Source organism: Peribacillus sp. YIM B13481, from assembly GCF_042787985.1.
Classification (GTDB): Bacteria; Bacillota; Bacilli; order Bacillales; family DSM-1321; genus Peribacillus; species Peribacillus simplex_A.
Genome location: NZ_JBHZPE010000046.1, coordinates 1 through 12,205 on the forward strand (window position 1 = coordinate 1; position 12,205 = coordinate 12,205).

General features: G+C 33.9%; 10 protein-coding genes and 1 pseudogene. 3 read left to right on the top strand and 8 right to left on the bottom strand.

Annotation, left to right across the window (positions count from 1 at the left end; genetic code table 11):
• Window positions 1-102: 102 nt before the first annotated feature.
• The 4 genes from ACFX4X_RS20230 to ACFX4X_RS20245 form a co-directional block, all read right to left on the bottom strand.
• Complete coding sequence (locus ACFX4X_RS20230; RefSeq protein WP_284469404.1) at window positions 103-303, bottom strand: uberolysin/carnocyclin family circular bacteriocin; 201 nt, start codon at window positions 301-303, stop codon at window positions 103-105.
• 47 nt (window positions 304-350) lie between these two features.
• On the bottom strand, window positions 351-1,046 hold the full coding sequence (locus ACFX4X_RS20235; RefSeq protein ID WP_377385819.1) for a YIP1 family protein: 696 nt from the start codon (window positions 1,044-1,046) through the stop codon (window positions 351-353).
• A 340-nt stretch (window positions 1,047-1,386) separates the two neighbouring features.
• Entirely contained in the window at window positions 1,387-2,112 is a 726-nt protein-coding gene (locus tag ACFX4X_RS20240) for an ABC transporter ATP-binding protein (protein WP_377385822.1), read from the bottom strand.
• A 14-nt stretch (window positions 2,113-2,126) separates the two neighbouring features.
• The gene (locus ACFX4X_RS20245) at window positions 2,127-3,914 is read right to left on the bottom strand and encodes a hypothetical protein (protein WP_377385825.1); all 1,788 of its coding nucleotides are present in this window, start codon (window positions 3,912-3,914) and stop codon (window positions 2,127-2,129) included.
• Window positions 3,915-4,189: 275 nt separating this feature from the next.
• Here ACFX4X_RS20245 and ACFX4X_RS20250 point away from each other — a divergent pair, with 275 nt between their 5' ends.
• The 3 genes and pseudogenes from ACFX4X_RS20250 to ACFX4X_RS20260 all read left to right on the top strand — a co-directional run.
• Window positions 4,190-5,527, top strand: coding sequence for a sensor histidine kinase (locus tag ACFX4X_RS20250; RefSeq protein ID WP_377385828.1), 1,338 nt, complete (start codon window positions 4,190-4,192; stop codon window positions 5,525-5,527).
• 13 nt (window positions 5,528-5,540) lie between these two features.
• Window positions 5,541-6,287 carry a LytR/AlgR family response regulator transcription factor gene (locus ACFX4X_RS20255; protein ID WP_377385831.1) on the top strand — a complete coding sequence of 249 codons (747 nt, stop codon included), beginning with the start codon at window positions 5,541-5,543 and terminating at the stop codon, window positions 6,285-6,287.
• Between the two features lie 457 nt (window positions 6,288-6,744).
• A pseudogene (locus tag ACFX4X_RS20260) lies at window positions 6,745-7,173 on the top strand (ATP-binding protein); the annotation flags it as partial.
• A 65-nt stretch (window positions 7,174-7,238) separates the two neighbouring features.
• On the opposite strand, the gene ACFX4X_RS20265 reads toward ACFX4X_RS20260, so the two are convergent.
• The 4 genes from ACFX4X_RS20265 to ACFX4X_RS20280 form a co-directional block, all read right to left on the bottom strand.
• Window positions 7,239-7,838 carry a TetR/AcrR family transcriptional regulator gene (locus ACFX4X_RS20265; RefSeq protein ID WP_284469396.1) on the bottom strand — a complete coding sequence of 200 codons (600 nt, stop codon included), beginning with the start codon at window positions 7,836-7,838 and terminating at the stop codon, window positions 7,239-7,241.
• A gap of 18 nt (window positions 7,839-7,856) precedes the next feature.
• Window positions 7,857-8,561 carry an MBL fold metallo-hydrolase gene (locus ACFX4X_RS20270; RefSeq protein ID WP_377385835.1) on the bottom strand — a complete coding sequence of 235 codons (705 nt, stop codon included), beginning with the start codon at window positions 8,559-8,561 and terminating at the stop codon, window positions 7,857-7,859.
• Window positions 8,562-8,766: 205 nt separating this feature from the next.
• The gene (locus tag ACFX4X_RS20275) at window positions 8,767-10,221 is read right to left on the bottom strand and encodes an alanine/glycine:cation symporter family protein (protein WP_284469395.1); all 1,455 of its coding nucleotides are present in this window, start codon (window positions 10,219-10,221) and stop codon (window positions 8,767-8,769) included.
• Between the two features lie 204 nt (window positions 10,222-10,425).
• Window positions 10,426-12,078, bottom strand: a complete 1,653-nt coding sequence (locus tag ACFX4X_RS20280; protein WP_377385838.1) for a glycerol-3-phosphate dehydrogenase/oxidase — start codon at window positions 12,076-12,078, stop codon at window positions 10,426-10,428.
• Window positions 12,079-12,205: the final 127 nt, after the last annotated feature.

Here is a 12,205-nt window from a genome sequence, read left to right on the forward strand (position 1 = left end):
ATTGCTGATACGATAACGTTTGCCCAGTATTCAGAAATACCAAGTGCTCCCGCAATATGTGCTATCACTTCCATGAAATTCTCCTCCTTTACTTTTTATTTATTAGTAAGCAATCGTTTGTTGCTTACCAATTTTTTTAATTAAATCTCTGATTATACTAATAAGTGTTGCAGTTAAACCGAAACTTCCAAATACAGCTAATAATTGAGTTACAGTATCTCCTGCCATAATAGCATTTACAATTAATGTAGCCCAATAGTTAGAAATACCAAGTGCTCCTACTAGATTGACGATCATCTCCATGTTCTCACCTCCCTTCAGTGCAAAAAAAATATAATTACTATCTTCTACTAGTTAAAGAAACCTACTAAGACAGAGGATAAAGTTAAGAATATTAACCAAGTTGAGAAAATAATCAACATACTTTTCTTTCTGGTTACTCCAATACATACGCTAGTTCCTAATGCAATAATGAAGTAACTCCATATACTAAATATTTCAAAATTAGAAAAGAAATTCAGTAAAAATGGAGAGTCTGTAAAAGACTTTATAGTAAATCCTAAACTAGTAATAGGCATTTCAACTGTATCTTGATTGATAAAGATTAAGTTAATCATTTTCCCAATAATTAGAGGTATCTGGGCAACCATTACTATATGAAATAGTCCTTTAAATGTAACTCGAATTTGTGTAAAAAATAATATTACTTTATAAATTAAAGTGGAAATTAAAATTGTAAATACAAATTGAAATATGCCTACTAATGTAGTTCCTATAACCATGATCAGCTGACTTTTTTCATTTTGTAACTCTTTTGGAAGAGTAGAACTGATTTCGTTATTCATTAATAAATGTTGCGAAAGAAAGAAAGTTACAATTCCATATAGAACTAGAATGATAAATATATTAATTCCTAGTTTCCTTTCAGTTTTTAACTTATTAAAAAAAGTAACAGGGTTGAGTAAGACTTTAACTAAACTAAGCGGGTGGGTAGTGGAGTGTGGAATAGCTTCTTTCTTTTCCATTACCTCAGAATCATTAAGCATTAAATATCCTCCTATTCTCTGTTGTTTCCTGAATAAATAGTACAATAAAAATTGAAAAAATAAACATTTTTTAGATATTATGGTCGTTTTTTGTATTTTCAGGGATAAATTCATTAATATTAGTGACCAAAATAAAAAGACTAAATCCTTTACTTTCTATAAGGATTTAGTCTTTTTTTATTTTTTTCTTCTAATAAATTCGTAAGTAGTTATGGAGAAGACTATAATAATTATCAAAGAAATTACCATAATATCTTTTAATTGGCCTTGGTAGATAGCTATTATCAAAGGAGGTGACGCAAATAATAAAAAAATAAGTGTAGCTAGCATGAAAAATTTTTTAGTCATATTGAGTATCTCCTGTCATATTTAAAATCGAAATAAAGTATTCTTCTAAATTTTCACTTTCCTTAAAAATGCTCGCTATCTCTCTTTCCTGTTTAATAATTTTCCCTTCATTGATTAAGACAAGTGCATCACAAAATGTTTGGGCAACTTCTAATTGATGAGTTGATAGTAAAACTGAGTTTCCCTCTAAAGTATATTCTTTTAAAATAGATTTAATTTTTTTCATATTTACTGGATCTATTCCAGATATAAATTCATCTAAGAGTAATACACTTGGTTTATTTAATAAGCTGCCAAGTAAAGCTAGTTTTTTCTTATTACCCAATGACAAATTCTTAATTATTTTATCAATTTCTTTATTCAATTCGAAATAAGTGATACGCTCGTTTACTTCTTCTTCAGATATAACTAAATTAGTCAGCTCTATAATGAATTTAAGGTATTCTCGCCCGGTTAATTCTTCATATAAATATGGGTAATCAGGAATAAAAGTAACCTCTTTTTTCATATTTTCTATACTTTTATTATTTATGAATACTTCACCTTCATCTGGAACGAGAAGGCCCATAGCAATCTTTAAAGTCGTCGTTTTTCCTGATCCATTCTGACCAAGAAATGCTGTGATTTTCCCTTTTTCTATATTGAATGAAATATTATTTAATATTTTTTTTGATTCAAAAAATTTACTAACGTTTTGCAATGTTAAAGAATCACACATAACTTCCCTTCTCTCTATAAATTTATTTGCTCAAAGGTGGACTTTTTAGATAGTTGATTAGAGATAATTAGCAACAAGATGCCAAATGAAATGAAAAGTATTATTCCCACAGCACCCCACTGTATACCTAAGTAACTTGATAAACCTATAGTATCCACTAACAATAGAGCTGTAGGAACCATCAACATAGGAATAATAAAACCTACAGTAGAAAAACGAATTATATCAGCTATAATTTTTTTGTCAGCATAATCGTCTAATTGTTCAATATTGCTGTAATTAAAATGAGGTCTAATGACTCCAGGTAGAAACATTAACAAAGAAAAGAAGAAAAAACTGATAACATGCAACAAAAGAGTTAAAGTACTTAGCATAATATTCATATGATTTATAAAGAAAAATACAATGTCAGCGATAATTAACAATGGTAAGCTTGTAAGAGTAAAGAAATGAAATCTATATTTAAATACATCCCATAATGACTTTCCGTATAATAAATAAGTGATAACTTGTTTTCCTTCTCCGTCTAAAGAAAACATTCCGTTTAACTCTGTAAAAATTGAATATACATAAAAATAAGTTATAAAGAACAAATAAAATGAGATGATTAAAAAATATATATCTTCACCATAGTTGAGGGTCTGTAATAGCCCTGTGACGGTTCCCCAGATTATCCAAAATAAAAAGGAGCCTAGTACAGCTGGGAATCTATAGCGTAGGTATTCAGTTCGATAATGGTGTTTAGCTAAAATTTCCGTATAAGATGTTCCAGGAATTAACACTGATAAAAAACTGTTTATATATTCTATTTTTTTAAAAGGGTAATATGTATTCGTCTTATTACCACTTACCTTTGATAATATAAAGATGAACACAACAAGAACTCCCAAAATCATTACTAATTTTAATAAAGAGTTATAGTGGATTCCGTTAAATAAAATATCTGTAAACAGGTTATAAGGCATGTATGGATGTAAAAAAATAGTTGATATCGGTTTAAAAATATTAAAAATGACAACTACTCCTTCATTTATCCATTGATTATAGTTTTCATAATCAACATGATTGCTTGTCAGAGGAAATTTCTTGACCCAAGGAGAAGTAATTTTTCCAATTAAAAATGCTAAGTAGACTGTAATTAGTCTAAGAACAATATTAGTTGCTGTTCTAAACAGAAAATTCCATTTATACTGCTGCAATTGAATATATTTGTTATGCAAAATAGAAATTAAGAGAGTTAAAAGTAAATAACTGAGTAAAGTGAGGATGATTAATCCTATAAGATATAACCAATTTACTTGAGTAACCATTCCAAGTGCTAATAAAATGGGAATGTAATTAAAAATAAAGTCTTTAGTGTCCCATACTATAGACTCTAAATATAGAAAGATGTTTGCTTTAGATTTTCTAATTTTAAGAGTAGTAATCAGCCAATCTTGATCTTTAGATTGGAGTTTCCATTTAGAGGAATTTATTCCTGAAATTAATGCAAATATTATAATTAAAAAGAACACTATAGACCACAAAACTTCATAATGATCTTGTATAGTAGATAAAGACTTGAAGATAACACTAATAACTAAACCTTGTTTAACTTGATTATTAGTGAAGTACTCATTAAATACTGTATATTTTAAAAGAAAGTAAGTTCCAAAAAAGATTAGAAAAGAATTAAATATATTTTGGACACAGACTAAGGCCCATAAATTTTTACCAACGGATAAATTCCTAAAAACCTTAATATAATTCCACTGATTCTTCCATCGAATAATTAGTTTCCACTTCAACCATTTACTAAGCATGTCATCACTCCCTTACTATATTGCATTACCATGTAGCGGATTATAAAACTTCTTACAACAATTTAAAATAAACAGATATTCTTGTCTATACTTTCTTCCTAACTAGGGGGTTTTTAGACTTATTAAGACCAAATTGTTGCACATTTAGCTGAACAAAATAATCCAAATACTGTCATTTCACGTATGAATTATTCGAATAATGATATTTCCCCATATTAAAAAATCCCATTATATGCTATGTTAAATATTGTATAGGAGGGGTAAAAGGAATTGAGATGGACTTTTTAATAGAAACATTCGGCATCTTCTTGGAAATAATTTCCTTAACATTTTTCTTTTTTGCTTTTCTAGGAATGAAATTTAGTAAAGTAAAAAAACAAATTATTGCACATAGTTTAATAGGAACAACATTGATCTTATTGTTGAAGTTAAATACAACCTTTTCTCCAGGGATTACATTTTTGTGTAGTTTTCTGCTCTTGTTTATTTTAGCTAGTTTAATATTTAAGATTAGCTTTATTGCTTCTTTTATTTCAGTTGTTCTGGGACTCTGCATACTATTATTAGGAGAACTATTATCTTTACTTTTTTTAGGGAATATACTTGACGTTATTAAATTATTGGAAGCTGATTCTTTTGAAAAAATTTTAATAGCATTACCACATATCTTGTTAATAAACTTAATAGGCTTCGTGTTTATTAGATATAATTTATCTTTTATACCGTGGGATATGGTTTATAAAGATAAAAATGATTCATTTTATAGAAAATATGGACCAAAGTACATGGTCTTAGCATGTATAACAATGATATTAATTATCATTGTTTCTTTCACTATATCTTACAATTTATTTTATTTACAACAGACTAATTCGTCTCTTTTATTTGTTACGATTGTATCTACAATTTATTTACTTTTTTTCACGCAAATTGTATTAAAATATGAATCTCAGAAATTAGAAAAGCTATTAGAGAAACAACATGAAGCAGAGATTAAGACATATTTCCAAGTTATAAAGTCCCAACGTCATGATTTTGTTCACCATTTAAGTACATTATATGGATTAATTGCGCAGAAAAAATTTCAGGATACTGAGGAATATATAGAAGAACTTATTGAAGATGTTAGAGGAATTAACGAAATAATCCCTATCCATCACCCTGCAATTTCTGCAATACTTTTAACACTACAGCAGCAAGCTCGTGGAAAGAATATTAATATGTCGATTATTGTAAAAGATTCACTTGTAAATATTCCATGTAAAGTAACCGATATTAATCGTGTACTTGGAAACTTAATATCAAATGCAATAGATGAATTATCTAATGTAAAAGATCAAAAAAAGTGGATTGAAGTACTCATAGAGTTTGAAAATTTATCTAATGAATACATATTTACTGTAACTAATAGTGGAGAGATTGATGAGAAAGTAGCCTCCAAACTATTCGAAAATACATATACTACTAAATCAAATAACCACGAAGGTATTGGTTTAGTATCCACTAAAAGAATTATGGAAAAGTATGAAGGACTAATTTATCTAGAGACTGCAAGCAGTAATACTTCTTTTATTGCGAGAATTCCAGCGTTTAAAAAAAATAAAGCTATATAAAGGAGAAATAAGGGTGAATAATTATAATGTATTATCTGTAGATGATAATGTTCAATGTATTAATATGTTAAGGGGTTTTTTGATTCAATATCCATTTATCGAAAATATTTATAGTTACTCAGATCCAAGAGAGGTATTAGACTTTTTGCACACAACAAAAATCGACTTGATTTTTATGGATATAGACATGCCTTATATAAATGGATTTAAATTGGCTGAGACTATTAAGAACCAATTCCCTCATATACTCTTTATTTTTGTAACAGGTCATTCAGATTATGCTTTACATGGATATGAATTATATCCCATAGACTTTTTGCTAAAGCCAGTAAGCCCTTTACGCCTTGAAAAATCTCTAATTCAATTTCAAAACCATCATAAAAAGGGAATATCGCCAATAGAAAATAGTATCAAAGCGCCAAAGAAAATTACTGTGAGAGATAAAAGTTCTATTCATTTTATTAATATACAAGATATTAATTTCGTAGAAAAAAGAGGAAGGAAATGCATTATAAATATTAAAGAAAAAAAAGAAATAGAATGTAGTAATACGTTAAATGAGTTAGAAAAAATGCTTGTAAAACATAATTTCTTTCGCCCACATCAATCATTTTTAATTCCATTATCCAAAATTGTAGAGATTAAGCCGGACGAGTATATGAGATCCTACTTAATAGAACTTGAAAACGTAAAAGCTGAAATTAGAGTGAGTAAAAACAAATATAGTGAATTAAGAAATGCAGTTACTGAAAACCTTTAGATTTAAAAGCTTGGTCTATTTCAAAATTTATTGTAGAATGCATAAAAGTTTCAGTCAATTTACTTTTCAATCTTTTTCTTTAAAGTAAGGAAAGTTATAATTACTCAATATTTATGTGAATTCACCGTTAGGACTTTATAAAACTCAAACTCCATGAGAATTCTTTGCTATTATAAAAGCAAAGGAGTCTCAGTTTGTCGACAAACGGCCTTCGGGATAAGCTTATTCCGAAGGCCGTTTGATTTAAAGGATATTTTTTTATTAAACAAACTCTCCGATCCTTATTGTTAAGTCATTTTTGGATCCTGCCAAGCCCAATTGGCCATCTTCTTTAAATTCATGGCAGCAAAAGTATGCATCACCTGCATGGAATTTTTTTTTACCTCACAAAGTAGTTTTTTGTTTTGACTGTATACGTTATTCATTTCTAGTTTACATAAACACTCTTTAGAAGAGTGCCAAGCTTCCTTATATGCAGACCATTTATGATTTTGACTACACCTTTCAACCTAGTGTAAGTGTGCAACGTAAGGAAACCCTGACTTGTCAGTATACCGCAAACGGGGAAAATAGGATTTTATTAGGCCAGCCAGGAGTAGGGAAAACTCATTTGGCCATATCTTTCGCTATTGAAGCTCGTACACAAGGATATTCTTCCTTATTTTTAACAGCTGATGAAGTGGTATCAGAATGTCGAAAGGTATAATCTAAAGGTACAATTCACCGCCTAATTAACAAATGGAGCCGTCCCGATTTACTCATCGTCGATGAAGTAGGGTATTTTCCATTTGATGAACTTACTGCCAATATATTTTTTCAAGTAGTAACTAAAAGATATGAAAATAGAGCGATGATACTCACGTCTAATAAATCCTTCATGGAATGGGGAAAAGTAAACCTGTATTGACAATGCAAAAATTTCTAATTTGCAAGACTGCCAGAAAACCCATTTTAACCTTCCACCAGATCATATTTATCTTTATTCATTACAATTGAATGGATTCCCTCTATATATGTATTTAGCAGAATAGAAAAACTTTTATCGATATCAATTGGCATTCCAAACCCACCCATTTTTTCAATTGAAGTAAATCCATGTAAAATACTCCTTAATCCTCTCACCAAGTGAATCGCCATTTCTTCCTTTAAATCATAGGCTTGTAGTACTTGGACAACAAGCTCCACAACTGCTTGCTGTGCTTGCTGTAATTCCATGTCTTCAGAATTTGGAAAACGGGTGGTGGCATCATAAAGGCCTGGATGAACTCTAGTAAATTCAACATACGCCTCACTAAGTGCCCTGATTGCATCATCACCGGAACGTCCCACTGCTGCTTGAATCATGTATTCATAAAGTTTTTTAACTCCATTTACTGCTAGTTTCTGTTTTAATCCATTTAGGCCGTCTAAATGGTTATATAACGAGGGGGGCCGTATTTGTAATTCTTCAGCCAACTGGCCTAAAGTAAGATGATCAAGGCCGTTTTCATCAACTAGTTCAGTCGCTTTCTGTAAAATGATAGACAAATCCAACCTTATACGTTTAGACATCCATTCTAACCTCCTTTTTCATTGTTGAAGTTTTAATTCGGCTTCAACTATTGCTCTGTCCATAGAATTCCCAGGGTGTTCCAGCATCTTTCCATGACCTACAGCAAGTAAAGATGGTTTATGACTTCTTAATTTCTTTGCACTTTCAATTGCGATGAGTTTATCCCATGTGTAAAAGGCTGGGAATGGAAATAAAGGTTTGATCATTCCAGAAACCGCAGTTCCACCTCTTGTTTGCAGGGCATCCCCGACAATTAAACTATGATTACGGGTATCAAGAAGCGATATCGAACCAGGGGTATGTCCAGGTGAATAAATAACTTCCAATGAACCGATACGGTCACCCTCTTTAAGCAGTAAGTCTGGTCGAGCTTGAATATTCTTAGGGACTCCGCCACGGATTGGATTTTCATTTTGCAGGAGCGTGACATCGCCAGCAAGTAATGATGCTTCCCTAATAGAAATACTCACTTGTACATCAGGCATTGATACTTTTAGACCGTCAAGTGCACCAACATGATCATCATGAGCATGAGTAACTATTATTCTTGTTATCGGTTTTCCAATAATTTGCGCCGCTTTCATTATGCTTTTTCCGCTATAGGGTAATGCTGCATCTACTAGTGTAAGGCTATTCTCTTCCTCTACTAAATAACAGTTTACGGGAAATACACGTGGCATGAAAGATAGTTGAAATACTGTACCAACCTTTGTCATCTTCATCTTTAATCAAACTCCTCCCTCAAACTAATATAATTAATAATAAAACTAATATGATTAGTTTTACAATATTATTCCACAATTAACTAAAACTTTCAGTCTCACAATAATGCTAACAAAATATCCTAGTTATCGAAAAAACCATAAAAAACCAGCTCTCAATTACCTTGAGCTGGTTTTTCATGTATCACATCATATCAATTTATTTTCAGGAAACATTTTCCTTGTCGCCGACATATTCATTCTCCCAAAAATCGGCGTTCTTAATGCCTAACGGTTTGGGGTCGAAAACGGGATCCAAACCTTTCTTCTTTTGCCTCTCATAATCCTTTAAGGTAATAAGTGCTGGTTTAGCGAGAATTAAAATGGCAATGACATTGAGCCATACCATAATCCCTAATCCAGCATCACCTAATGCCCAAGCCAGCTCTGCCGTACGAATGGTTCCATAGAAACTGGCCGCAAGAATGATGAGTTTCAATGCAAACATGGCCCACTTACTATTCCGCTTGCGCATTAAATAAGCAATATTCGTTTCTGCAATATAATAGTATGCCATGATCGTCGTAAAAGCGAAGAAGAAAAGCGCAACAGCAACAAACCCAGCACCAAATCCCGGTACTGCGCTATCGATGGCTGCTTGTGTATACCCCGGACCCGGTGTTACTTTTCCTAAATTATTGACAATATATGAACCATTTTCTGCTTGTGTATTATACATGCCTGTGAATAAAATCATAAATGCTGTAGCAGAACAAACGAACAATGTATCGATATAGACAGAAAATGCTTGTACAAGACCTTGTTTGGCAGGGTGCGAAACTTCTGCCGCAGCAGCCGGGTGAGCACCTGTGCCTTGCCCCGCCTCATTCGAATAAACTCCCCGTTTCACTCCCCAGGCTATCGCCATTCCGATGAGCCCGCCAAATGCAGAATCCATCCCGAAGGCACTTCTGAATATTAATGAAATGACATCTGGTAATTCTGTAATATTCATTATGACGATGACAACAGAAAGTAATATATAGCCCAGGGCCATGAACGGTACGATTATTTGCGCAGCATTAGCTATCCGTTTTACACCACCGAATATAATGAAACCAAGTAAAAGGATGATAGCTATACCTGTGATTGCAGGTTTAATGCCAAATGCATTCTCCATTCCGGCAGCAATTGAATTGGACTGGACACCAGGCATCAGCACGGCCATGGCTATTAGTGCAGCGAGTGCAAAAAGAACAGCGAACCACTTCACTCCCATTCCTTTTTCAATATAATAGGCAGGGCCCCCTCGATATTGACCGTCTTGTTTGACTTTATATATTTGAGCTAAGGTCGATTCCACAAACGCACTTGATGCTCCTATGAAGGCTATGGCCCACATCCAAAAAACGGCACCAGGACCACCAAAAGCGATAGCCGTCGCCACGCCAGCAATGTTACCTGTACCGACCCGACCCGAAAGAGCTATGGATAAAGCCTGGAAAGAGGAAACGCCCGCTTCTGAACTTTTCCCTTGGAACATCAAAACGACCATTTCCTTAATATGCCTTACTTGCAGAAAACGGGTCAAAATCGAGAATACTAAACCTACTCCCAATAAAATGTAAATGACTGGCGTGCTCCATAAAACTCCATTTAAAGCCGTAATAAAATCAGACAATCAAGCTCCTCCTTTGATTATATTTTGAAAATTCAAACTTATCTATTTTTGATTATATTTCATCTTAATGCATTAAACAATAGTTTTTGCGTCAAAAGACCTAACATGCCACTTTTTTATTTTTCCAACTGAGATATCCATACTTTCCTCCCGAATTGAAAAAAACGCCAGCAATTCCGCCGACGTCATGTTTTTGCATATAGGTCAAGATACTTTAATCGCACTGAGTATTTCCTGCTCCAATTGATTGGTTCTCTCCATTTTTGTCGATTCTGACCATCCAAAATATCCAGCCATATAATCGATCACTGCATTTTTATGCGTTTGGACTAAATCAATATCGAATAACAAGGTCCCGGTCCTGCGAAAGAAAAAGTCCACTGGAGTTGCAGCCATTTCATGATCAAGTGCGTATTTCAGCTGTACGAACAATTTCTGCGGAATGCCAGTGCTTATTCCTCCGTTTCCTTCGCTTTTGGCGATATTGAATAACACAGGTGCGTTAGACCCGTACATGGCCAATATATCCTCGGAGTCTTTTACAGCAAGTCCTGAGTCTACCCCCATTTGAATATGTTGCTTGATATAATAGGAGAAGTTGCTTGATCCCCCGACATCCCCGCCCGAAATCGGCATTCCTTTAGTGCTGCTGGCTCGGTAAGTATTATTGGACTGCTGGGAAAGCTTCCCTGCAACAAGGTCAACCGTCGTTTTAGCCATTTTGCGATAGCCGGTCAATTTCCCTCCAGCAATCGTGATAAGGCCCGAATCGGACTCCCAAATTTCATCTTTCCTTGATATTTCAGAAGGATCTTTTCCTTCTTCAAGAATCAACGGTCTCACTCCAGCCCAGCTTGATTCGATATCTCCATCCGAAATTTTCACTTCCGGAAACATATAATCTATCGCTTTTAATAAATAGGCACGGTCTTCGGATGTAACGGTTGGCACTGTAGGATCACCATCATAAAAAGTGTCCGTAGTCCCTACATAAGCCTTACCGGCTCTCGGGATGGCAAAAATCATCCGTCCATCTGGTGTATCAAAATAAAGCGCCTGCTTCAATGGGAATTTCGATTGGTCGATGACCACATGAACACCTTTTGATAACTTCAGCGTTTTCCCTTTTTTCGATTGGTCTTTCTCACGGATGGAATCAACCCAGGGACCTGCTGCATTAATAACTTTGTCTGCGTATATTTCATAAACATCACCCGAAAGTAAATCAGCAACTTGGACGCCGTTCACCTTTCCATTTTCATATAACAATTTATCTACTTTTGTATAATTTATCGGTGTTGCACCTTTATCGACTGCTGCCTTCATGACTTCGATCGTTAGACGTGCATCATCTGTTCGGTATTCAACATAATGGCCTCCGCCTTTAAGCCCTTCTTTCTTTACAAGGGGTTCCATTTTCAGTGTTTCACTAACCGATAGCATTTTCCTTCGTTCGCTTTTTTTAACGCCTGCCAGGAAATCATAGACTCGGAGTCCAATGGATGTACTGAATTTTCCAAAGGTGCCGCCTTTATGCATCGGGAGCAGCATTCTTTCTGGTGTAGTCACATGTGGCCCATTTTCATAAACAATCTCTCTCTCTTTTCCAACCTCAGCAACCATTTTTATTTCAAATTGCTTAAGATATCGCAGACCACCATGGACAAGCTTTGTTGAACGGCTTGATGTGCCTGCCGCAAAGTCCTGCATTTCAACCAATGCCACTTTCATTCCACGAGTCGTTGCATCCAGGGCAATCCCTGCACCGGTAATTCCCCCACCAATGACTACCACATCATATTTTTCTTTTTTCAGAAGTTCGATCGTTTCTTTCCGATATAAATTTGAAAACCTCATGCCTGACTCCTCCTTTAAGTAATGCCTTCCAATGTCAATTAGCCTGTATTACTCATGAATTCGCACTGTTTACTCGTGAATTCGTGCTGTTTACTCGTGATCTGCACGTTTACTCGTGAGTTCGCGC

Bases quoted from the DNA above. Each gene is read 5' to 3' on its own strand.
- ACFX4X_RS20230 (WP_284469404.1), bottom strand. From the start codon at position 303: ATGGAGATGATCGTCAATCTAGTAGGAGCACTTGGTATTTCTAACTAT.
- ACFX4X_RS20235 (WP_377385819.1), bottom strand. From the start codon at position 1,046: ATGCTTAATGATTCTGAGGTAATGGAAAAGAAAGAAGCTATTCCACAC.
- ACFX4X_RS20240 (WP_377385822.1), bottom strand. From the start codon at position 2,112: ATGTGTGATTCTTTAACATTGCAAAACGTTAGTAAATTTTTTGAATCA.
- ACFX4X_RS20245 (WP_377385825.1), bottom strand. From the start codon at position 3,914: ATGCTTAGTAAATGGTTGAAGTGGAAACTAATTATTCGATGGAAGAAT.
- ACFX4X_RS20250 (WP_377385828.1), top strand. From the start codon at position 4,190: ATGGACTTTTTAATAGAAACATTCGGCATCTTCTTGGAAATAATTTCC.
- ACFX4X_RS20265 (WP_284469396.1), bottom strand. From the start codon at position 7,838: ATGTCTAAACGTATAAGGTTGGATTTGTCTATCATTTTACAGAAAGCG.
- ACFX4X_RS20270 (WP_377385835.1), bottom strand. From the start codon at position 8,561: ATGAAGATGACAAAGGTTGGTACAGTATTTCAACTATCTTTCATGCCA.
- ACFX4X_RS20280 (WP_377385838.1), bottom strand. From the start codon at position 12,078: ATGAGGTTTTCAAATTTATATCGGAAAGAAACGATCGAACTTCTGAAA.